The following is a 21,390-nucleotide window of genomic DNA, read 5'->3' as shown; positions in this document are numbered from 1 at the left end:
ACAATTTTCAGGGAGAGAGTATGTCTCATATAAACTACAACCACCTGTACTACTTTTGGCATGTATATAAAGAAGGATCGGTGGTTGGTGCAGCAGAGGCGCTTTATCTGACACCGCAGACCATTACCGGGCAGATTAAAGCGCTTGAGGAACGCTTACAGGGAAAGTTGTTCAAGCGGAAGGGGCGTGGACTGGAGCCCAGCGAATTAGGCGAATTGGTTTTTCGTTATGCGGATAAGATGTTCACGTTAAGCCAGGAAATGCTGGATATCGTGAACTATCGCAAAGAGTCGAATTTACTGTTCGATGTCGGCGTGGCGGATGCGTTGTCCAAACAGCTGGTCAGCAGCGTGCTGAATGCCGCAGTCGTTGAAGATGAACAAATCCATCTGCGTTGTTTTGAATCAACGCACGAGATGCTGCTGGATCAGCTCAGCCAGCATAAACTGGATATGATTATCTCCGACTGCCCGATCGATTCTACGCAGCAGGAAGGGTTGTTCTCAGTGCGGATTGGCGAATGCAGCGTGAGCTTTTGGTGCACCCAGCCATTGCCTGAGAAACCATTTCCGGCCTGCCTCGAAGAGCGTCGATTGCTGATCCCAGGGCGCCGTTCGATGCTCGGGCGTAAGCTGCTGAACTGGATTAACTCACAAGGGCTGAACGTTGAGATCCTTGGCGAGTTTGATGACGCCGCGCTGATGAAAGCGTTCGGCGCAACGCATAACGCTATTTTTGTTGCGCCTACGCTTTACTCCCACAATTTCTATGCCGATGATTCAATTGTTGAAATTGGACGCGTAGAGAATGTGATGGAGGAGTATCACGCCATATTTGCAGAAAGAATGATCCAGCATCCAGCGGTGCAGCGTATTTGCAATGCGGACTACTCGGCATTATTTAAGCTGCAATCAGCCTGATCGTCGTAATGCTTCCGGCTGCGGTGGTTGCCTACAGCCGGAAGGATTCTACTGCTTTAATAAATTCCGGTACTGACCACCTTCGCGGATAAATACCGGAATTCTGTTCCGTGGCCAGCCGTTTTCACGCATCTCCCGATACCTCTTGGTGCGGTTATCCACCTTCGGCCAGACAGAGATTATCAGCTCAATGCCTAGTGAATGACGGTTGCTGTCGAATCCGACTGCAAACGACGGGCATAAAAAAACCCGCTTGCGCGGGTTTTTTCACAAAGCGACAACAAGCAGGCGATTAAGCCAGTTTGTTGATCTGTGCAGTCAGGTTTGCTTTATGACGTGCAGCTTTGTTTTTGTGGATCAGACCTTTAGCAGCCTGACGGTCCACGATCGGTTGCATTTCGTTAAATGCTTTCAGTGCAGTAGCTTTGTCGCCAGCTTCGATAGCTGCGTATACTTTCTTGATGAAAGTACGCATCATAGAGCGACGGCTAGCGTTGTGCTTGCGGGCCTTTTCAGACTGAACGGCGCGCTTCTTAGCTGATTTGATATTAGCCAAGGTCCAACTCCCAAATGTGTTCTATATGGACAATTCAAAGGCCGAGGAATATGCCCTTTTAGCCTTCTTTTGTCAATGGATTTGTGCAAATAAGCGCCGTTTAAATTGCAGCACTCGTTGCGTAGTGATGGCGCAGGATTCTACCAGCTTGCGGGGCGTGAATACAGCCTTTCCACGAGAAAAATTGCATTGGTGTGCCCGTGAAGGGCGTCAATTTGTTTCATAACGATGAAAACCATCCTCTTTCTGTTTCGTAGAAACAATCGCCGGTTAACGTTGAACGCGGTACAGGGTATACTTTCACGATTTTCACTGTTTTGAGCCAGACATGAAGCTGATACGAGGCATACATAATCTCAGTCAGGCCCCGCATGGGTGTGTGCTGACTATTGGTAATTTCGACGGCGTGCACCGTGGCCATCGTGCGTTGCTGCAGGGCTTACGGGAAGAAGGGCGCAAACGCAATTTACCGGTGATGGTGATGATTTTCGAGCCGCAGCCGCTGGAGCTGTTTGCGACGGACAAGTCACCTGCGCGCCTCACCCGTCTGCGGGAAAAACTGCGTTATCTGGCGGAGTGCGGTGTTGATTACGTGCTGTGTGTGCGTTTTGACAGGCGCTTCGCGGCATTAACGGCGCAGACCTTCATCAGCGATCTGCTGGTGAAGCGCCTTGGTGTACAATTTCTTGCCGTTGGTGATGATTTCCGCTTTGGCGCTAGCCGTGCGGGCGATTTCTTGTTATTACAGGAAGCGGGCGCTGAGTATGGTTTTGATATCACCAGCACCCAAACCTTCTGTGAAGGCGGTGTGCGCATCAGCAGCACCGCGGTACGTCAGGCGCTGGCGGAAGATAACCTGCAACTGGCCGAAAGCCTGCTTGGGCATCCTTTTACTATCTCAGGACGCGTAGTTCACGGTGACGAGTTAGGGCGCACTATCGGTTTTCCGACGGCAAACTTACCGCTTCGTCGCCAGGTTTCTCCGGTGAAAGGGGTTTATGCGGTTGAAGTAATGGGGCTGGGTGACAAACCTTTCCCCGGCGTCGCCAACATCGGCACACGCCCGACGGTAGCAGGCGTACGCCAACAGTTGGAAGTGCATCTATTGGACGTTGTAATGGACCTGTATGGTCGCCATATAGATGTAGTACTGCGTAAAAAAATACGCAGCGAACAGCGATTTGCCTCGCTGGATGAACTAAAAGCGCAGATTGCGCGTGATGAGTTGACTGCCCGTGAATTTTTTGGGCTAACAAAACCGGCTTAATGCCTATACGAGTTTTAAATACGGAACCGAGAATCTGATGAGTGACTATAAATCAACCCTGAATTTGCCGGAAACAGGGTTCCCGATGCGCGGCGATCTCGCCAAGCGTGAACCGGGAATGCTGGCGCGTTGGACTGATGATGACCTGTACGGCATCATTCGTGCGGCCAAAAAAGGCAAAAAAACCTTCATTCTGCATGATGGCCCTCCTTATGCGAATGGCAGCATTCATATTGGTCACTCGGTTAACAAGATTCTGAAAGACATTATCGTGAAGTCCAAAGGACTCACGGGATTCGACTCGCCTTACGTTCCGGGCTGGGACTGCCACGGCCTGCCTATCGAGCTGAAAGTAGAGCAGGAATACGGCAAGCCGGGCGAGAAGTTCACTGCCGCTGAGTTCCGCGCCAAATGCCGTGAATACGCAGCGACGCAGGTTGACGGTCAGCGTAAAGACTTTATCCGTCTTGGCGTGCTGGGCGACTGGTTGCATCCGTACCTGACCATGGACTTCAAAACTGAAGCCAACATTATTCGTGCGCTGGGTAAAATCATCGGTAACGGTCACCTGCACAAAGGTGCGAAGCCGGTGCACTGGTGCGTTGATTGCCGTTCCGCGCTGGCGGAAGCGGAAGTTGAGTATTATGACAAAACCTCCCCGTCCATCGACGTTGCGTTCCACGCCGCCGATCAGGACGCGGTAAAAGCGAAATTTGGCGTTTCTGACGTCAATGGCCCGATCTCACTGGTTATCTGGACTACCACCCCGTGGACGTTACCTGCGAACCGCGCAATCTCTCTGGCGCCTGATTTTGACTATGCGCTGGTGCAGATTGACGGGCAGGCTGTGATTCTGGCGAAGGATCTGGTTGAAAGCGTCATGCAGCGTATTGGTGCGGCTGAATACACTATTCTGGGCACCGTAAAAGGCGCCGAGCTGGAACTGCTGCGCTTTACCCATCCGTTTATGGGCTTTGACGTGCCGGCTATTCTTGGCGATCACGTTACGCTGGATGCGGGTACCGGTGCGGTCCATACCGCCGGCGGCCACGGTCCGGATGACTACGTCATTAGCCAGAAATACGGTCTGGAAATCGCTAACCCGGTTGGCCCGGACGGCGCATATCTGGCGGGTACCTATCCGGATCTGGACGGTGTGAACGTCTTTAAAGCCAACGACAAAATCGTTGCGCTGCTGAGCGATAAAGGCGCTCTACTGCACGTTGAGAAGATGCAGCACAGCTACCCGTGCTGCTGGCGCCACAAATCGCCGATCATCTTCCGTGCGACTCCGCAGTGGTTCGTCAGCATGGATCAGAAAGGTCTGCGCGCGCAGTCGCTAAAAGAGATCAAAGGCGTGCAATGGATCCCGGATTGGGGTCAGGCACGTATTGAATCGATGGTTGCCAACCGTCCTGACTGGTGTATCTCCCGTCAGCGTACGTGGGGTGTGCCGATGTCTCTGTTTGTTCACAAAGACACCGAAGAGCTGCATCCGCGTGCTATCGAACTGATGGAAGAAGTGGCCAAACGCGTTGAAGTTGACGGCATCCAGGCGTGGTGGGATCTCGACCCGAAAGATATCCTTGGCGATGAAGCTGACCAGTATGTCAAAGTCCCGGATACGCTGGACGTGTGGTTCGACTCCGGTTCAACCCACTCATCCGTTGTGGACGTGCGTCCTGAGTTTGCAGGCCATGCGGCAGATATGTATCTGGAAGGTTCTGACCAGCACCGCGGCTGGTTCATGTCTTCTCTGATGATCTCCACTGCAATGAAGGGCAAAGCGCCATACCGTCAGGTACTGACCCACGGTTTCACCGTTGATGGTCAGGGTCGTAAAATGTCCAAGTCTATCGGTAACACCGTAAGCCCGCAGGACGTAATGAACAAACTGGGCGCGGATATTCTGCGTCTGTGGGTCGCTTCTACCGACTATACCGGCGAAATGGCCGTTTCTGACGAAATCCTGAAACGTGCTGCCGACAGCTATCGTCGTATCCGTAACACCGCGCGCTTCCTGCTGGCGAACCTGAATGGGTTCGATCCAGTAAAAGATATGGTGAAACCGGAAGAGATGGTGGTGCTGGATCGCTGGGCGGTAGGTTGTGCACAAGCGGCGCAGGAAGAGATCCTGAAAGCTTATGAAGCCTATGACTTCCACGAAGTAGTACAGCGCCTGATGCGCTTCTGCTCCGTAGAAATGGGTTCGTTCTACCTCGACATCATCAAAGACCGTCAGTACACCGCGAAAGCGGACAGCGTGGCGCGTCGTAGTTGCCAGACTGCGCTGTTCCATATTGCAGAAGCGCTGGTACGCTGGATGGCACCGATCATGTCCTTCACCGCCGATGAAATCTGGGGTTACCTGCCGGGCGATCGTGAGAAGTACGTCTTTACCGGTGAATGGTACGAAGGTCTGTTTGGCTTAGGCGAAACCGAAGCGATGAACGATGCCTACTGGGACGAGTTGCTGAAAGTGCGCGGCGAAGTGAACAAGGTCATCGAGCAGGCGCGTGCGGATAAGAAAGTCGGTGGTTCGCTGGAAGCGGCGGTTACTCTGTACGCTGAACCAGAGCTGGCGGCGAAACTGACCGCGCTGGGCGAAGAGTTGCGCTTTGTTTTGCTGACCTCCGGTGCGACGGTTGCGGATTATGCAGCGGCTCCTGCTGATGCTCAGCAGAGCGAACTGCTCAAAGGTCTGAAAATCGTACTAAGCAAAGCCGAAGGTGAGAAATGTCCGCGCTGCTGGCATTACACTACCGATGTCGGCCAGGTGGCGGAACATGCAGATATCTGCGGACGCTGTGTCAGCAACATCGCCGGTAATGGCGAACAACGTAAGTTTGCCTGATGAGTAAGCCTCTTTGTTCAACAGGACTACGCTGGCTGTGGCTGGTGGTAGTCGTGCTGATTATCGATTTAGGCAGCAAATACCTGATCCTCCAGAACTTTGCTCTGGGGGATACGGTGTCGCTGTTCCCGTCGCTTAATCTGCACTATGCGCGTAACTATGGTGCGGCGTTTAGCTTCTTAGCCGACAGCGGTGGCTGGCAACGTTGGTTCTTTGCCGGTATCGCCATTGGTATCTGCGTTATCCTGATGGTGATGATGTATCGCTCGAAGGCGACGCAAAAGCTGAACAACATCGCGTATGCGTTAATCATTGGCGGTGCGCTGGGCAACCTGTTCGACCGCCTGTGGCACGGCTTCGTGGTTGATATGATTGACTTTTACGTCGGTGACTGGCATTTCGCGACATTCAACCTTGCTGATACGGCGATCTGTATCGGTGCGGCATTGATTGTCCTCGAAGGCTTCTTACCGTCGAAAGAGAAAAAAGCCGCATAAAAAAATGCCGGATGGCGCTATGCTAATCCGGCCTACAATATACTGCGATTCTTGTGGGCCCGGTAAGCGTAGCGCTATCGGGCAAACAGGCGGCAGCAATTTTAAAGAGCAACCTGCATGTCTAAATCAGTACAGAGTAACAGTGCGGTGCTGGTGCACTTCACCCTTAAGCTCGACGATGGCTCCACCGCAGAGTCAACTCGCAATAACGGCAAGCCTGCGCTGTTTCGCCTGGGCGACGGTTCTCTGTCTGAAGGACTGGAACAACACCTGCTGGGGTTAAAAGAAGGTGATAAAACCACTTTTGCTCTGGAGCCGGATGCCGCCTTCGGCGTGTCAAGCCCGGACTTGATTCAGTATTTCTCGCGTCGGGAATTTATGGACGCGGGCGAGCCAGAAATTGGCGCTATCATGCTCTTTACCGCAATGGACGGCAGTGAGATGCCTGGTGTGATCCGCGAAATCAACGGTGACTCGATCACGGTTGATTTCAACCATCCGCTGGCCGGGCATACCGTTCATTTTGATATTGAAGTGCTGGAAGTCGAACCGGCACTGGAGGCGTAAAATGCAGATCCTGTTGGCCAACCCGCGCGGTTTTTGCGCTGGCGTAGACCGCGCTATCAGCATTGTGGAAAACGCGCTGGCTATTTACGGCGCACCGATTTATGTCCGTCATGAAGTGGTGCATAACCGCTATGTGGTGGATAGCCTGCGCGAGCGCGGCGCTATTTTTATTGAGCAAATCAGCGAAGTACCGGATGGCGCGATCCTGATTTTCTCCGCTCATGGCGTGTCTCAGGCGGTGCGTAACGAAGCCAAAGGCCGCGACCTCACGGTTTTTGATGCGACCTGCCCGCTGGTAACTAAAGTGCATATGGAAGTTGCCCGCGCCAGCCGTCGCGGTGAAGAGTCAATTTTAATTGGTCACGCCGGGCATCCGGAAGTTGAAGGCACGATGGGCCAGTACAGTAACCCGCAGGGGGGAATGTATCTGGTCGAATCACCTGAAGATGTGCTGAAACTGAATGTAAAAAATGAAGGCAAATTGTCCTTCATGACGCAGACTACTCTCTCCGTTGATGACACCTCTGACGTTATTGACGCGCTGCGAAGCCGTTTCCCGAAAATTGTCGGGCCGCGCAAAGACGATATCTGTTATGCCACGACCAACCGTCAGGAAGCGGTCCGTGCGCTGGCAGAGCAGGCGGATGTTGTGCTGGTGGTCGGCTCGAAAAACTCTTCTAACTCCAACCGTCTTGCTGAACTGGCCCAACGAATGGGGAAAGCGGCGTATCTGATTGACGATGCGACCGATATCCAGGAAGCGTGGGTGAAAGAAGCCAGGTGCGTGGGCGTGACGGCCGGTGCCTCGGCGCCTGATATCCTGGTGCAAAACGTGATTGCTCGCCTGCAGGAGCTTGGTGGTGGGGAAGCTATTCCGCTGGCAGGGCGTGAAGAAAACATCGTTTTCGAAGTACCGAAAGAGCTGCGTGTGGATGTTCGTGAAGTAGAGTAAGTCTTTCCGGCTACGATTATGAGAAGATGCCAGACTTAACGTCTGGCATTTTTTTATGGAGAAACCATGCGCTTACCGATCATTCTTGATACCGATCCCGGCATTGATGATGCTGCCGCTATTGCCGCCGCGCTGTTTGCCCCTGAGCTGGAGCTGCAACTGATGACCACGGTAGCAGGTAATGTGTCGGTGGAAAAAACCACCCGTAATGCCTTGCAACTGCTGCACTTCTGGAATGCGGATATTCCACTGGCGCAGGGGGCATCGATGCCGCTGGTGAGACCGCTGCGAGATGCCGCTTCCGTACACGGTGAATCAGGTATGGAAGGGTATGAATTTGTCGAACACGACCGCCAGGTGATGGCAAAACCCGCCTTCCAGGCCATTCGCGATGCGTTGATGCATGCCCCGCAGCCTGTGACGCTGGTGGCAATTGGCCCCCTGACCAACATTGCGCTGCTGCTGACTCATTATCCTGAATGCATATTCAACATTCACCGTCTGGTGATTATGGGCGGTTCTGCCGGGCGCGGGAACTTCACGCCAAACGCGGAGTTTAATATTGCTATTGATCCCGAGGCCGCCGCAAAAGTCTTCCAGAGCGGGCTGGAGATTGTGATGTGTGGGCTGGATGTCACTAATCAGGCCATGCTCACCCCTGACTATCTGGCGACGTTGCCGCAGCTTAACCAGACGGGAAAAATGCTGCACGCGCTGTTTAGCCATTACCGTAGCGGCAGTATGAATACGGGGCTACGAATGCACGACCTGTGCGCTATTGCCTGGCTGGTGCGCCCGGAACTGTTTACCCTGCAGCCGTGCTTCGTGGCGGTTGAAACCCAGGGTGAATATACCTCGGGTACGACGGTAGTGGACATTGAAGGGCGTTTAGGGCATCCGGCAAATGCCCTGGTCGCGCTGGGGCTGGACGTTGAGGGGTTCCAGCAGTGGGTGGCAGAGGTACTGACGCTGGCACCTTGAGGCTGTGATCCGGCCCGCAATATGCAGATAGCGATAGCAGGTTAATCGATTAATCTGCTAATCTGATCCTGTTGTTCTCCTCGGGCCGGAGACACATATGAACCTTTCTTTTATCCAGCCACCGCAGGTGGCGTGGGCAAGCGGCGCTTTAGCTGATGGCCTGTTATTGCGTAAATCCACCCGTATTGAGGATCTTCCAGACGTTTTTGCCGATGAACACACCCGTCAACAGCTGGCTGGCGAGCAGGTCGTGTATGACGTCGAGATGCTGGATACCTCTCCCGCTGAAGGTGAACTCTACACCGGTGTTACCCATCTTTACCCTGGCCGGGTCGGCTGTGAGTATTTTATGACCCGCGGGCATTTCCATGCGCGCCGCGAACAGGGGGAAGTCTATTTTGGTCTGCGTGGCACCGGTTTGCTGCTGTTGCAAACTGAGCAGGGCGACGCGAGGCTGGAAAAAGTGTTCGCGGGATCTGTCCACATTATCCCCGGCTTTACCGCGCATCGGTTAATCAACACCGGGGAAGAGGTTCTGTCGGCGCTCGCCGTATGGCCAGGGATTGCGGGTCATGATTATGCAGCGCTCGCCAGCGGCTTCAGAATAAGGGTCTTTGAGGAAAATAAGACGGTTCAGGCGAAGGAGGTACAGAATGGGTGACTTAGCGCATTCTTACGGCCTGGATATGACGGTCCATCATCATCCGCTTGGTTTTAGCTATGGGGATGAGGTTACCGGGCCGATGCCGGAGATTCGTCAACTTGACCAGATTCGCGCCTCGCTGCGCGATCCGCACTGTGAAGGGCCGCAAGAGGTGTATGCCATAGCGATGGATGTGGCGCGAATGCAGGATCGCGAAGAGTTGAAAAAGCGGATGCTGTTGTTTGGTGTGGTGACCTATGCGGCGGGACGGCTGGGGGAAGAGCCGGTGCGTAGTCAGGGACATATTCATCGTATTAGTCAGCACAGCGGCTGGTCTCCGCCGGAGCTTTATGAAATCTGGCAGGGAAAAGCGATCATTTATATGCAGGAATATGTTGAGGACGACCCAGGCCGCTGTTTTGCTGTAATTGCCGGACCCGGTGAGAAAGTGTTGGTACCACCCGGTTGGGGGCATGCGACTATATCCGCAGACCCGGATGTACCGTTAACCTTTGGCGCGTGGTGCGATCGTGAATATGGTTTTGAGTACGACGCTGTGCGTGCGCATAAAGGACTGGCATGGTATCCGCTGCTGCAGGGCAACAACGTTATCTGGCAGCATAATCCGCGTTACATCCCTGGACGACTGCAGGCCGTTACGCCCAGACAATATACGGAATTCTCGATTACCTCCGCACCTGTTTATCAACAATTCATCGAGGACCCGGCGCGTTTCCAATTTATCTCACGCCCGGACAAGCACCCCGAGCTATGGCAAAACTTTCATCCATAAAAAAACCGGGGCATAGCCCCGGTTGTACCGTTTTCTGTGTGTTATCCCGCAAACAGGCCCGTGGCGACGCCGAGGGCGGCCAGTATCAACAGTAAAATCATCGCTTTCACTGGTGATACACCGCGCTTGGCCATCAGATACCAGGTACCAAGCACCACAATCAGCGGCAGTAACTGCGGGAAGATACCGTCCAGCATCTGTTGAACATGGATATTCACCCCATCTTTGGTAATAAACTCCAGTCCGGTGCCAAGTTTAACGTAGCTGGCCGCCACGCCCCCCATGACAAACACACCCAGCAGCGATAACGCTTCACGCAGACGGGCAGACTTGCTGCTCACCAGCATTTCCACCGAGCCAGAACCCATTTTGTAGCCTTTCAGGAACAAGAACCACGAGCCGGGAATGATGATGGCCAGCCAGGCAACGGTATAAAACAGCGGCCCGAGAATGTTACCGCCGGCCGCCAGGGCCATGCCGATGCTGAGCAGGATAGGGATCAGCATGCCAGGGATCATTGAATCGCCGATCCCGGCAATAGGGCCCATCAGGCCAACCTTCAGGGTATTGATGGTCTCCCCATCGATCGGTTCACCGTTCGCTTTTTTCTCCTCCAGCCCCAGCACCATGCCGTTTACGATCGCGCCTATCTGGGGTTCCGTATTATAGAACGAGGCATGACGGCGCAGCATTTCAGTACGTTGGGCTGCGTCGGGATAGAGCTTTTTCGCCACCGGAAGCATACTCAGACAAAAGCCAAAAGATTCCAGACGTTCAAAACTCATCGATGACAAGTTGTGCATCATCCATGCGCGCCAGCAGCGGCGAAGATCTTTACGCGTAAGTGTACGTTCTTCCATCAGAATTCATCCTCATCATCATCGGCTACTGACTTTGCATTCGCGGCCTGCGGCGGTTCCGGTTTGTAGTTGTAATGGATCAACGCCAACAGCGAACCGACGATCACCAGCGCGACCATGTTGAGTTTTAAAAATACGATGCAGACAAAACCGACGAGGAAGTAGATCAGCATGGTGTAGTTTTTGATGATCTGCTTTAGCAAAATCGCGATCCCGACGGCGGGTAAAATGCCGCCCAGTACGTTCATCGTTGACAGAACTATTTTCGGCAAGCTGTCCATAAAACCGCTGATGTATTGCGCGCCGAAGTAAACCGCAATAAAAGTCGGTACAAAACGCAGGACAAAGTTTGTCACCTGTGGCCAGATGGCGCTATTCAGGTAAATACCGCGTTCGTCGCCCCGTTCCAGCGCCACATCTGCCCGGTGATTCCAGAAAGAGTTCAGTACCATCATCGCGTTAAACAAAATGGTTCCGGCGATACCGATGGTCGCAGCCAGCGCGACCGCGACCTCGGGGCCTTTTCCTGAAAGGATCCCTAGGGCGATTGCGGGGTAAGCAACAAAGTTGAGATCGGCCGGCATCGAACCGCCAGGCGTTACCATCGCGATATACACCGCCTGAACCGCGACGCCAATCATGATCCCGGTTTTAATGTCGCCAAGAATTATCCCGACCAGCATTCCGGAAATCAGCGGGCGGGTGATCAGATACCAGCCGCCGGTCAGCCCCAGAAGCCAGGGACTGCTGAGGGCGCCGAGATAGCAAAGTATGCCAATCAACGTAGCTTCGATAATCATCGTGCGCTCCTTATTTCAGCTTCTGACGTGCGTCCTGCCAGCTGTAGCAACTGGCATCAGGAACCAGGCGAAACTCAACCAGGTGCCCATGTTGCGTCAGCCAGTCAAAGGCGGCAATTTCATCCCCGTTGACCGACTGATTCGGGCCGATGGTGGTGGTATCAGCACGCGCGCTCATCGGACCCACATTAATCTTGCCGTTGTCATTTTTCAGGCTGATACCTGCTTCTTCAATGCGTTTGAGCGTGACGGGGGATTTGCCAATGACGAAATAACGTTTCTCGCTGGCAATGACTTTTGGCAATTTTTCAATCGCGGTGGCCGTATCAAACAACCAAACTTTGGTGTCCTGTACGGCGCCTTTCATCACCGAAGAGAGCAAAGGGTCGGCCGCGACGGCGTCGTCTATAGCGACGATCCCATCACAGGGCAGCTCTTTGGCCCAACGTGTCACGAGCTGCCCATGGATTACGCGGTCATCGATACGTACAAAAGAAATACTCATAGTGGTTTCCTTTAAAAATCGTCGGACTGAACGGATAAAACCGGGGCGGCTTTAATCAGCGTGGGTATCGTCAGCGCCAACAGCTCGACGGCTGCGGCGTGAACATCCGTTAAATGGCAAATCTCCTCGCTTTGTAACAGCATCGGGAAATTGACCCCCGCTACGACGGCAACGGGAGGAACCGTTTGTGAAGAAAAAGCATGATGGCAGGCGACATTCCACGGCGTACCGCTTTGCATGTCACACAGCACCAGTACGCCGTCAGCGTCTTTTCCGGCACTGGTGAGAACCTGTGAGAACGTCGCTTTAAACCCTTCGATACCTGCCTGTTCACTCAGCGTGACGGGGTAAACATGCGGTAATTCTCCATAAACCATACGACCGCTGGCGAGAAGCGCGTCCGCCAGGGGACCATGGGTGGCAACAATTACGTTAATCATGCGCTTATCCTCTAACCCAGGCTTTAATCGTGGCGAGCTGTTGACCGACGCCTTTGCCAAACGGCGAAATACGATATTCTCCGACGGCGGCAGGGATGATAAAGGTCTCTGCATAGTTGACGACAAACGGGGGAAACGCGCCGCTCGGGCTTTCAACAACGGCCTGCGCACCTTCGACCAGGTTCAGGACGTTGACGCCGCCATGGGTATGGTGAGTGACCGGTGCCGTAAACCAATGGCGACGCGTTTCGATAAATTCGCGTTCGTGCATTCCGGTTCTTTCTTCCCGCCAACCCTCTCCTTCAGCCAGGGGGTCAATACGGTTGACGAGGTTGTCGTGCACCCATTGCGTGTCGCGCTGCCAGTCAATAACCTGCTGACCGTGATCCAGATGCACCGGACGCGGTAAGCCGTCTAACCCTAAGCGGCCCCAATCCCACAGCTTGAAGGTGAAGATATAGGGCGTTGCACTGATCTCCAGCACCATGGTTCCTGCACCCGAGCAGTGTACGGTTCCGGCGGGGATCAGGAAGTGATCGTGTTTATGTGCGGGGATCTGGTTAACGAATCGTTCATCATCAAAGGTTTTTTCGCCACGACCCGCAGCCCGGAGGTCGTCGAGCATATCCTGCGGTGCGATCCCGGTTTTGGTCCCGAGATACACCACGGCGTCCGGCTCGGCTTCGAGAATGTAATAGCTCTCATCCTGGGTATAGTGCATACCAAACTGCTGTTGAATGTACTCTGTGAGCGGATGAACCTGAAAACTCAAATTCTGGCCGCCAATAGTGTCGAGGAAGTCAAAACGGATCGGGAATTCCGCGCCAAAGCGCGCGTGAACTTTTTCACCCAGCAGGGGGCGGGGACAGGTCAGCACCAGATCCTGAGAGGGGATCTCGATCCGCACGTTGCCAAAACGCAGTAACAGGCTGTTTTCCTCGGGCACGCAATCAAAACACCACGCGTAATTGGGGGCTGAGGGATCGAGATCGAAGCGTTGTTTCATCCATTGCCCGCCCCAGACGCCTGGGTCAAAGAAAGGGGCAACGCGAAACGGTTGTTCGGTGGTTTGTTGCAGACCGGCGCGTAACGCGTCGCCGCTGACCATCGCGGGACTATTTTCTACCGTGGTATCGAGCAAATAATCGGCGCGTTTGAGTAACGGCGTTTTATGTTTGTCGAATACCCGCCATTCAATGAAAAAAGCACGTTTGTAACGACGAAGAATATCTTCATCCTGGTTTTCTGCACCCCAGTTACCCAGCCCGTTATGACGCATACGCTGTTGAATTTCCCAGCGCGGAAGATCGGCATAAACCAGTACGTCACCAGGGTGTGCCAGCGCAGCGCCTGAGCCGTACACGACAACCAGCCCTGAGGTAACGGCATCAATCTGTTGGCGGAGTTGGCTGAGTTTGTCGCTATCAAAAAATTCATCCAGGTGATGACAGGAGAGAACGCCGAATACGCGATCGTCGGTAAGGTTACGCGCCAGTAAATCATGCAGGGCCTGCTCATCGCGGCGGGCGGATTCAATATTCAGCACCAGTGCGGTATCTAATGTCGTAACAAGCTGTTGCTCCAGCTCGTCAAGCCGCACGCCCGGATAGCAATCCACGATCAATACGGTTTTGGCGGCGGTAGAAACCCTGGTGTTAAGCACTGAATGAATTGACGACCAACCCTGCCAGGCGTGGTTGTCATAGCCCTGAACGTTAACCTCAGGGAATTTATTATAGGTTGTACGCATATTCTGTCTCCGTGTTGGCTTATTTAAGATTAATCGATTAACCTTATTTTCATAGTGTGGTTAACGCGATTAACCCGCCATAATCAGAATCCAGTGCGGTGAAATGCACGTTAGCGTGATGTGAATCACACGTAAAAAGGCAATATTTCGGTTATTCGATTAACCTTCGAAATAAACAGGAGAGGTCATGACTACAGTCACGCTGGCGCAGGTTGCTGAACGCGCGGGAGTCTCCACGGCAACCGTTTCAATGGTGTTGCGTAACCGGGGGCGCATTTCTCAGGCCACACGTGACAGGGTGCTCAAAGCGCTGGACGATGCCGGCTATGTTTATAATCAAACCGCCGCCAACCTGCGTAACCGGAGCAGTAATCAGGTCGGATTGTTGTTACACGATATCACTAACCCTTTTTACGGTGAGATGACTGCAGGGCTAAGCCATGAGATGGAGCGGCATGACCTGCTTCTGTTTCTGGCAAACAGTGAAGAGTCAGGGGAGCGGCAGCAAAAATTTGTCGACTCGTTGATGCGCAATAATGCCTGCGGCATGGTGCTCTGCGCGGCGCGCGAAACACCGACCTCCTTCTTCGAGGCGCTGAAAAGGCGCAATATTCCCGCCATCATGGTGGTTCGCCCTCTTAGCGACCCTGATTTTGATTTTGTGGGAACCGATAACTTTCTCGGTACGCAAATGGCCACCACCCATTTAGTCAAAATGGGGCATAAGAATATTGCGTTTATCGGTGGTAGCCCAAGTTCCGGGAGCCGGGCACAGCGTATCGGTGGATTCACCAGCACGTTGCTGGAGCAGGGAATATCGCCGAATCCGCAATGGATAGTGGCGACGCAGGCCAGCCAGATTGACGGCGCAAAAGTGGCAGAGTCGCTTCTTATGCGATTCCCGGAAATTACCGCCGCCGTTTGTTATCAGGATATTGTGGCGCTTGGGGTTATGCAGGCATTACGCAAAATGGGGCGTGAACCAGGGCGCGATTTTGCGCTGGTGGGGTTCGATGACATCACCGAAGCGGCGCTGGTACAACCTGCGCTCACCACCGTGTCGGTGGCCGCAAAAGAGATAGGTCGCAAGGCTGGGGAGCTACTTTATAGTCGCATTCAGGGAAATGACGAACCTCCGAAACGCATTATTCTGCCACCTGCGCTGGTGGTCAGAGAATCATGTGGTTTTCGCTGATCGTCATGCCTTTTACTGATATCTCTGCCTGTTTATCATTAAATTCTAATTATCGACGTTTTCGGCTGGCGGCGCAGCGATGTGCTGGTTAATCTGAAAACGATTTACGTAAAATTAACAAAAGAGAATAGCTATGCATGATGCACAAATCCGCGTTGCCATCGCGGGAGCCGGAGGGCGCATGGGGCGTCAGTTGATTCAGGCCACTCTTGGCATGGATGGCGTACAGCTCGGCGCGGCGCTGGAGCGCGAAGGTTCTTCTTTGCTGGGAAGCGATGCCGGAGAATTAGCGGGAGCCGGTAAAACGGGCGTTACCGTGCAAAGTAGTCTTGAGGCGGTGAAAGATGATTTTGATGTTTTCATCGATTTTACTCGCCCGGAAGGCACGCTGGCGCATCTGGCGTTTTGCCGCCAGCACGGTAAAGGGATGGTGATTGGCACCACTGGCTTTGATGACGCGGGCAAACAGGCTATTCGTGATGCTGCGCAGGACATTGCTATCGTTTTCGCCGCGAACTTTAGCGTTGGCGTTAACGTCATGCTTAAGCTGCTGGAGAAGGCGGCGAAAGTGATGGGTGATTACACCGATATTGAGATTATTGAAGCCCATCACCGTCATAAAGTGGATGCGCCGTCAGGCACTGCGCTGGCGATGGGGGAGGCGATTGCCGGGGCGCTGGATAAAGATTTAAAAGAGTGTGCCGTCTATTCGCGTGAAGGTTACACCGGTGAGCGCGTACCCGGTACGATCGGTTTTGCCACGGTGCGGGCGGGAGATATCGTTGGTGAGCATACCGCGATGTTTGCCGATATTGGCGAGCGCATTGAGATCACGCATAAAGCCTCCAGCCGGATGACCTTTGCCAATGGCGCAGTACGATCGGCAATTTGGCTGAAATCAAAGTCAAACGGTCTTTTTGATATGAAAGATGTGCTTGATTTACGCAGTTTATAACTTTTATTACCCTTCGTGATGTGGTTATTGTAATCATAACTATTTGATTACATAGGGCAATATTTTATTGCCCTTTTATTTTTCGCTTTTTAATTTGATTTTTTATTTAATGACCTATTTGTTGATGTTTTGCAGGGTTATTTTGTTATTTCAATGTAAATTTTGACCAAATGGTCCACTTTTATCTATCGCGCTTCCTGTTTTTACACTCTTTATCTTCCGCAAGCGTTTTCCACCCCAAGTTAGCTGATCTTTTTGCCTGTTAAATCGTGTGTTTTATCCCAGTGGCGTAAAATAATAATAAAAAATGCCCTTTTGGGTAGACTTTTACGTGGGCTATCTCTAGAATGCCGCCGTTTGCCAGAAATCCATAGGTAAGCAAATTTGCATTGATTCATGAGGTGTTAATGAATTAATATGCAAATAAAGTGAGTGAATATTCTCTGGAGGGTGTTTTGATTAAGTCAGCGCTATTGGTTCTGGAAGACGGAACCCAGTTTCACGGTCGGGCCATAGGGGCAACAGGTTCGGCGGTTGGGGAAGTCGTTTTCAATACTTCAATGACCGGTTATCAAGAAATCCTCACTGATCCTTCCTATTCCCGCCAAATCGTCACTCTTACTTATCCTCATATCGGTAATGTCGGCACCAATGAAGCCGATGCAGAATCTTCTCAAGTACATGCGCAAGGCCTGGTCATCCGCGACCTGCCGCTGATTGCCAGCAACTTCCGCGATACCGAAGACCTCTCTTCTTACCTCAAACGCCATAATATTGTGGCAATTGCCGATATCGATACCCGTAAGCTGACGCGTTTGCTGCGTGAAAAGGGCGCACAGAACGGCTGCATTATCGCGGGTGATAACCCGGATGCGGCGCTGGCGCTGGAAAAAGCCAAAGCCTTCCCGGGTCTGAACGGCATGGATCTGGCGAAAGAAGTGACCACCGCGGAGCCTTATAGCTGGACGCAAGGTAGCTGGACTCTGGCCGGTGACCTGCCGGAAGCTAAATCCGCCGATGAACTGCCGTTCCACGTAGTGGCCTACGATTTCGGCGCTAAACGTAACATTCTGCGTATGTTAGCGGATCGCGGCTGCCGCCTGACGGTTGTGCCGGCGAAAACCTCTGCTGAAGATGTGCTGAAGATGAATCCGGACGGTATCTTCCTGTCCAACGGCCCTGGCGACCCGGCGCCGTGCGACTACGCGATTACCGCGATTCAGAAATTCCTCGAAACCGATATTCCGGTATTTGGCATCTGCCTCGGCCATCAACTACTGGCGCTGGCAAGCGGTGCGAAGACTATTAAGATGAAGTTTGGCCACCACGGCGGCAACCATCCGGTAAAAGATATTGATAACAACACCGTGATGATCACCGCTCAGAACCACGGTTTTGCGGTCGATGAGGCCTCCATGCCTGCCAACCTGCGCGTGACCCACAAGTCGCTGTTCGACGGCACCCTGCAGGGGATTCATCGTACCGACAAACCGGCGTTCAGCTTCCAGGGGCACCCTGAAGCAAGCCCGGGTCCACACGACGCTGCGCCGCTGTTCGACCACTTTATCGAGTTAATTGAGCAATACCGTCAGTCCGCGAAATAATCAGGAGTAAAAGAGCCATGCCAAAACGTACAGACATAAAAAGTATCCTGATTCTGGGCGCGGGTCCGATCGTTATCGGTCAGGCGTGTGAGTTTGACTATTCCGGCGCGCAGGCGTGTAAAGCCCTGCGTGAAGAGGGTTACCGCGTTATTCTGGTGAACTCCAACCCGGCGACCATCATGACCGACCCGGAAATGGCCGATGCCACCTACATCGAGCCGATTCACTGGGAAGTGGTACGCAAAATCATTGAGAAAGAGCGCCCGGATGCGGTGCTGCCAACCATGGGCGGTCAGACGGCGCTGAACTGTGCGCTGGAGCTGGAACGTCAGGGCGTACTGGCTGAGTTCGGCGTGACCATGATTGGCGCGACGGCGGATGCCATTGATAAAGCGGAAGACCGTCGTCGCTTCGACATCGCGATGAAAAAAATCGGTCTCGATACCGCACGTTCAGGCATCGCTCACACCATGGAGGAAGCGCTGGCGGTTGCCGCTGACGTCGGCTTCCCGTGCATTATCCGTCCGTCCTTCACCATGGGTGGCACCGGCGGCGGTATCGCCTACAACCGCGAAGAGTTTGAAGAAATTTGCGAACGCGGTCTGGATCTTTCCCCAACTAACGAACTGCTGATTGATGAATCGCTGATTGGCTGGAAAGAGTACGAGATGGAAGTGGTACGTGATAAAAACGACAACTGCATCATCGTCTGCTCCATCGAAAACTTCGACGCGATGGGCATCCATACCGGTGACTCCATCACCGTTGCGCCAGCCCAGACGCTGACCGACAAAGAATATCAAATCATGCGAAACGCCTCGATGGCGGTACTGCGTGAAATCGGCGTTGAAACCGGTGGTTCTAACGTCCAGTTTGCGGTAAACCCGAAAAACGGCCGTCTGATTGTTATCGAGATGAACCCGCGCGTCTCCCGCTCCTCGGCGCTGGCGTCCAAAGCAACCGGCTTCCCGATTGCTAAAGTCGCAGCCAAGCTGGCGGTAGGTTACACCCTCGACGAACTGATGAACGACATCACCGGCGGGCGGACTCCGGCTTCGTTTGAGCCGTCCATCGACTACGTTGTGACGAAAATTCCACGCTTCAACTTCGAGAAATTTGTTGGCGCTAACGACCGTCTGACCACCCAGATGAAATCTGTCGGTGAAGTGATGGCGATTGGCCGCACCCAGCAGGAGTCTCTGCAAAAAGCGCTGCGCGGTCTGGAAGTGGGCGCGACCGGCTTCGACCCGAAAGTAAGTCTGGATGACCCGGAAGCGCTGACCAAAATCCGCCGCGAGCTGAAAGACGCGGGCGCCGAGCGTATCTGGTACATCGCCGATGCTTTCCGTGCTGGCCTGTCCGTCGATGGCGTGTTCAACCTGACCAACATCGACCGCTGGTTCCTGGTGCAGATTGAAGAACTGGTGCGCCTGGAAGAAAAAGTCACAGACCTTGGCATCAACGGCCTCGACGCTGACTTCTTGCGCGTACTGAAGCGCAAAGGTTTCGCCGATGCGCGTCTGGCGAAACTGGCCGGCGTACGCGAAGCGGAAATCCGCAAGCTGCGTGACCAATATAACCTGCACCCGGTCTACAAGCGCGTGGATACCTGCGCGGCAGAATTTGCCACCGACACCGCTTACATGTACTCCACTTATGAAGACGAGTGCGAAGCGAATCCAACTCAGGATCGCGACAAGATTATGGTGCTGGGCGGTGGTCCAAACCGTATCGGTCAGGGCATTGAATTCGACTACTGCTGCGTACACGCCTCGCTGGCGCTGCGCGAAGACGGTTACGAGACCATCATGGTCAACTGTAACCCAGAAACCGTTTCTACCGACTACGATACCTCCGACCGTCTGTACTTCGAGCCGGTAACGCTGGAAGACGTGCTGGAAATCGTGCGCATCGAGAAGCCGAAAGGCGTTATCGTGCAGTACGGCGGCCAGACTCCGCTGAAGCTGGCGCGCGCGCTGGAAGCGGCAGGCGTGCCGGTTATCGGCACCAGCCCGGATGCTATCGACCGTGCGGAAGATCGTGAACGCTTCCAGCAGGCGGTTGACCGTCTGAAGCTGAAACAACCGGCTAACGCCACCGTGACCGCCATTGAAATGGCGGTTGAGAAGGCGAAAGAGATTGGTTACCCGCTGGTGGTGCGTCCGTCCTACGTTCTCGGCGGCCGCGCGATGGAAATCGTCTACGACGAAGCCGACCTGCGTCGCTACTTCCAGACCGCGGTCAGCGTTTCTAACGATGCGCCGGTACTGCTGGACCGTTTCCTTGATGACGCGGTGGAAGTGGACGTGGACGCCATCTGCGACGGCGAGATGGTGCTGATTGGCGGTATTATGGAGCACATCGAACAGGCGGGCGTGCACTCCGGTGACTCCGCATGTTCTCTGCCTGCGTATACCCTGAGCCAGGAAATTCAGGATGTGATGCGCCAGCAGGTGCAGAAACTGGCCTTCGAACTGCAGGTTCGCGGTCTGATGAACGTCCAGTTTGCGGTGAAGAATAACGAAGTTTACCTGATTGAAGTGAACCCGCGTGCGGCGCGTACCGTTCCGTTCGTCTCCAAGGCAACGGGCGTACCGCTGGCGAAAGTCGCGGCGCGCGTGATGGCCGGGAAAACGCTGGCACAGCAGGGCGTCACCAAAGAAGTTATCCCGCCGTACTACTCGGTAAAAGAAGTGGTGCTGCCGTTCAACAAGTTCCCGGGCGTTGATCCGCTGTTAGGGCCAGAAATGCGCTCTACTGGTGAGGTGATGGGCGTGGGCCGTACCTTCGCGGAAGCGTTCGCCAAGGCACAGCTCGGCAGCAGCTCCACCATGAAAAAACAGGGTCGTGCGCTGCTCTCCGTTCGCGAAGGCGATAAAGAGCGCGTGGTTGACCTGGCGGCGAAGCTGCTGAAGTTTGGTTTCGAGTTGGATGCGACGCACGGCACCGCGATTGTGCTGGGCGAAGCCGGTATCAATCCACGTCTGGTGAACAAGGTGCATGAAGGCCGTCCGCACATTCAGGACCGTATCAAGAATGGCGAGTACACTTACATCATCAACACTACCGAAGGCCGTCAGGCGATTGAAGACTCCAAGCTGATTCGCCGCAGCGCACTACAGTACAAAGTGCATTATGACACCACCCTGAACGGCGGTTTCGCAACGGCGATGGCGCTGAATGCCGATGCTACCGAGAAGGTGACCTCGGTTCAGGAAATGCACGCGCAGATCAAAAAGTCATAAAAAAAG

19 protein-coding genes and 2 pseudogenes are annotated in these 21,390 nt (G+C 53.7%); 14 read left to right on the top strand and 7 right to left on the bottom strand.

Translation table 11 applies throughout. The features are described 5' to 3' along the window. The first annotated feature begins 20 nt into the window (after window positions 1–20). Window positions 21–920, top strand: coding sequence for a transcriptional activator NhaR (gene nhaR / locus HV314_RS21255; RefSeq protein WP_016151636.1), 900 nt, complete (start codon window positions 21–23; stop codon window positions 918–920). A 114-nt stretch (window positions 921–1,034) separates the two neighbouring features. On the opposite strand, the pseudogene HV314_RS27675 reads toward nhaR, so the two are convergent. Both HV314_RS27675 and rpsT read right to left on the bottom strand, forming a co-directional pair. Continuing rightward, a pseudogene (locus tag HV314_RS27675) lies at window positions 1,035–1,121 on the bottom strand (hypothetical protein); the annotation flags it as partial. Between the two features lie 91 nt (window positions 1,122–1,212). After that, a complete protein-coding gene (rpsT, locus tag HV314_RS21250) occupies window positions 1,213–1,476 on the bottom strand; it encodes a 30S ribosomal protein S20 (RefSeq protein ID WP_003018940.1) in 264 nt (87 codons plus the stop codon). 105 nt (window positions 1,477–1,581) lie between these two features. Here rpsT and HV314_RS27440 point away from each other — a divergent pair. From HV314_RS27440 to HV314_RS21210, 9 genes and pseudogenes are all read left to right on the top strand, one after another. Continuing rightward, a pseudogene (locus HV314_RS27440) lies at window positions 1,582–1,797 on the top strand (DUF2575 domain-containing protein). Between the two features lie 7 nt (window positions 1,798–1,804). After that, entirely contained in the window at window positions 1,805–2,743 is a 939-nt protein-coding gene (gene ribF, locus HV314_RS21245; RefSeq protein WP_016155656.1) for a bifunctional riboflavin kinase/FAD synthetase, read from the top strand. A gap of 37 nt (window positions 2,744–2,780) precedes the next feature. Then, window positions 2,781–5,597 (top strand): isoleucine--tRNA ligase, encoded by a 2,817-nt coding sequence (gene ileS, locus HV314_RS21240; protein ID WP_181546641.1) that lies wholly within the window; start codon window positions 2,781–2,783, stop codon window positions 5,595–5,597. After that, window positions 5,597–6,094, top strand: coding sequence for a signal peptidase II (gene lspA, locus HV314_RS21235; RefSeq protein ID WP_003018932.1), 498 nt, complete (start codon window positions 5,597–5,599; stop codon window positions 6,092–6,094). The genes ileS and lspA overlap by 1 nt, the downstream gene beginning before the upstream one ends. A 117-nt stretch (window positions 6,095–6,211) precedes the next feature. Next, window positions 6,212–6,661 (top strand): FKBP-type peptidyl-prolyl cis-trans isomerase, encoded by a 450-nt coding sequence (fkpB, locus tag HV314_RS21230; protein ID WP_003018929.1) that lies wholly within the window; start codon window positions 6,212–6,214, stop codon window positions 6,659–6,661. Between the two features lies 1 nt (window position 6,662). Continuing rightward, on the top strand, window positions 6,663–7,613 hold the full coding sequence (gene ispH, locus HV314_RS21225) for a 4-hydroxy-3-methylbut-2-enyl diphosphate reductase (RefSeq protein WP_016155658.1): 951 nt from the start codon (window positions 6,663–6,665) through the stop codon (window positions 7,611–7,613). A gap of 66 nt (window positions 7,614–7,679) precedes the next feature. Beyond that, window positions 7,680–8,594: a ribonucleoside hydrolase RihC gene (gene rihC / locus HV314_RS21220; protein WP_181546639.1), complete on the top strand. Its 915-nt coding sequence runs from the start codon at window positions 7,680–7,682 to the stop codon at window positions 8,592–8,594. A 97-nt stretch (window positions 8,595–8,691) separates the two neighbouring features. After that, entirely contained in the window at window positions 8,692–9,255 is a 564-nt protein-coding gene (locus tag HV314_RS21215) for a glucose-6-phosphate isomerase family protein (protein ID WP_181546637.1), read from the top strand. Beyond that, a complete protein-coding gene (locus tag HV314_RS21210; protein ID WP_047414458.1) occupies window positions 9,248–10,030 on the top strand; it encodes a glucose-6-phosphate isomerase family protein in 783 nt (260 codons plus the stop codon). Before HV314_RS21215 ends, HV314_RS21210 begins: the two co-directional genes overlap by 8 nt. A gap of 41 nt (window positions 10,031–10,071) precedes the next feature. Here HV314_RS21210 and HV314_RS21205 read toward each other — a convergent pair whose 3' ends face one another. The 5 genes from HV314_RS21205 to HV314_RS21185 are packed head-to-tail and all read right to left on the bottom strand — an operon-like array spanning window position 10,072 to window position 14,385. Then, the gene (locus tag HV314_RS21205) at window positions 10,072–10,890 is read right to left on the bottom strand and encodes a PTS system mannose/fructose/sorbose family transporter subunit IID (protein ID WP_016151643.1); all 819 of its coding nucleotides are present in this window, start codon (window positions 10,888–10,890) and stop codon (window positions 10,072–10,074) included. Next, window positions 10,890–11,690 carry a PTS mannose/fructose/sorbose/N-acetylgalactosamine transporter subunit IIC gene (locus HV314_RS21200; RefSeq protein ID WP_016151644.1) on the bottom strand — a complete coding sequence of 267 codons (801 nt, stop codon included), beginning with the start codon at window positions 11,688–11,690 and terminating at the stop codon, window positions 10,890–10,892. The genes HV314_RS21205 and HV314_RS21200 overlap by 1 nt, the downstream gene beginning before the upstream one ends. A 10-nt stretch (window positions 11,691–11,700) precedes the next feature. Continuing rightward, window positions 11,701–12,195: a PTS system mannose/fructose/N-acetylgalactosamine-transporter subunit IIB gene (locus HV314_RS21195; RefSeq protein WP_049268603.1), complete on the bottom strand. Its 495-nt coding sequence runs from the start codon at window positions 12,193–12,195 to the stop codon at window positions 11,701–11,703. A gap of 11 nt (window positions 12,196–12,206) precedes the next feature. Next, window positions 12,207–12,635, bottom strand: a complete 429-nt coding sequence (locus HV314_RS21190; RefSeq protein WP_016155663.1) for a PTS sugar transporter subunit IIA — start codon at window positions 12,633–12,635, stop codon at window positions 12,207–12,209. A 4-nt stretch (window positions 12,636–12,639) separates the two neighbouring features. Then, the gene (locus HV314_RS21185) at window positions 12,640–14,385 is read right to left on the bottom strand and encodes a class I mannose-6-phosphate isomerase (RefSeq protein ID WP_181546635.1); all 1,746 of its coding nucleotides are present in this window, start codon (window positions 14,383–14,385) and stop codon (window positions 12,640–12,642) included. 187 nt (window positions 14,386–14,572) lie between these two features. Between HV314_RS21185 and HV314_RS21180 the strand changes: the two genes are divergently transcribed. The 4 genes from HV314_RS21180 to carB all read left to right on the top strand — a co-directional run bounded on the left by HV314_RS21180 (window position 14,573) and on the right by carB (window position 21,384). Next, window positions 14,573–15,580 carry a LacI family DNA-binding transcriptional regulator gene (locus tag HV314_RS21180; RefSeq protein WP_016151647.1) on the top strand — a complete coding sequence of 336 codons (1,008 nt, stop codon included), beginning with the start codon at window positions 14,573–14,575 and terminating at the stop codon, window positions 15,578–15,580. 133 nt (window positions 15,581–15,713) lie between these two features. Continuing rightward, window positions 15,714–16,535 carry a 4-hydroxy-tetrahydrodipicolinate reductase gene (gene dapB / locus HV314_RS21175; protein WP_016151648.1) on the top strand — a complete coding sequence of 274 codons (822 nt, stop codon included), beginning with the start codon at window positions 15,714–15,716 and terminating at the stop codon, window positions 16,533–16,535. A 455-nt stretch (window positions 16,536–16,990) separates the two neighbouring features. Next, window positions 16,991–18,139: a glutamine-hydrolyzing carbamoyl-phosphate synthase small subunit gene (carA, locus tag HV314_RS21170; protein ID WP_003018918.1), complete on the top strand. Its 1,149-nt coding sequence runs from the start codon at window positions 16,991–16,993 to the stop codon at window positions 18,137–18,139. 17 nt (window positions 18,140–18,156) lie between these two features. After that, complete coding sequence (carB, locus tag HV314_RS21165) at window positions 18,157–21,384, top strand: carbamoyl-phosphate synthase large subunit (RefSeq protein WP_047498316.1); 3,228 nt, start codon at window positions 18,157–18,159, stop codon at window positions 21,382–21,384. The last annotated feature ends 6 nt before the right edge of the window (window positions 21,385–21,390 follow it).

Origin of the sequence: Citrobacter sp. RHBSTW-00887, assembly GCF_013728095.1 — a bacterium.
GTDB lineage: Bacteria > Pseudomonadota > Gammaproteobacteria > Enterobacterales > Enterobacteriaceae > Citrobacter > Citrobacter braakii.
The sequence above is the reverse complement of the archived record's forward strand: the minus strand, read 5'-3'. Positions and strand labels throughout refer to the sequence as shown.

Excerpts from the sequence above, each read along its gene's own strand:
- carB (WP_047498316.1), top strand. The coding sequence starts at position 18,157 with ATGCCAAAACGTACAGACATAAAAAGTATCCTGATTCTGGGCGCGGGT.
- HV314_RS21200 (WP_016151644.1), bottom strand. The coding sequence starts at position 11,690 with ATGATTATCGAAGCTACGTTGATTGGCATACTTTGCTATCTCGGCGCC.
- ispH (WP_016155658.1), top strand. The coding sequence starts at position 6,663 with ATGCAGATCCTGTTGGCCAACCCGCGCGGTTTTTGCGCTGGCGTAGAC.
- nhaR (WP_016151636.1), top strand. The coding sequence starts at position 21 with ATGTCTCATATAAACTACAACCACCTGTACTACTTTTGGCATGTATAT.
- HV314_RS21195 (WP_049268603.1), bottom strand. The coding sequence starts at position 12,195 with ATGAGTATTTCTTTTGTACGTATCGATGACCGCGTAATCCATGGGCAG.
- HV314_RS21210 (WP_047414458.1), top strand. The coding sequence starts at position 9,248 with ATGGGTGACTTAGCGCATTCTTACGGCCTGGATATGACGGTCCATCAT.
- HV314_RS21185 (WP_181546635.1), bottom strand. The coding sequence starts at position 14,385 with ATGCGTACAACCTATAATAAATTCCCTGAGGTTAACGTTCAGGGCTAT.
- dapB (WP_016151648.1), top strand. The coding sequence starts at position 15,714 with ATGCATGATGCACAAATCCGCGTTGCCATCGCGGGAGCCGGAGGGCGC.
- rihC (WP_181546639.1), top strand. The coding sequence starts at position 7,680 with ATGCGCTTACCGATCATTCTTGATACCGATCCCGGCATTGATGATGCT.
- lspA (WP_003018932.1), top strand. The coding sequence starts at position 5,597 with ATGAGTAAGCCTCTTTGTTCAACAGGACTACGCTGGCTGTGGCTGGTG.
- fkpB (WP_003018929.1), top strand. The coding sequence starts at position 6,212 with ATGTCTAAATCAGTACAGAGTAACAGTGCGGTGCTGGTGCACTTCACC.
- ileS (WP_181546641.1), top strand. The coding sequence starts at position 2,781 with ATGAGTGACTATAAATCAACCCTGAATTTGCCGGAAACAGGGTTCCCG.
- HV314_RS21190 (WP_016155663.1), bottom strand. The coding sequence starts at position 12,635 with ATGATTAACGTAATTGTTGCCACCCATGGTCCCCTGGCGGACGCGCTT.
- HV314_RS21180 (WP_016151647.1), top strand. The coding sequence starts at position 14,573 with ATGACTACAGTCACGCTGGCGCAGGTTGCTGAACGCGCGGGAGTCTCC.
- HV314_RS21215 (WP_181546637.1), top strand. The coding sequence starts at position 8,692 with ATGAACCTTTCTTTTATCCAGCCACCGCAGGTGGCGTGGGCAAGCGGC.
- HV314_RS21205 (WP_016151643.1), bottom strand. The coding sequence starts at position 10,890 with ATGGAAGAACGTACACTTACGCGTAAAGATCTTCGCCGCTGCTGGCGC.
- ribF (WP_016155656.1), top strand. The coding sequence starts at position 1,805 with ATGAAGCTGATACGAGGCATACATAATCTCAGTCAGGCCCCGCATGGG.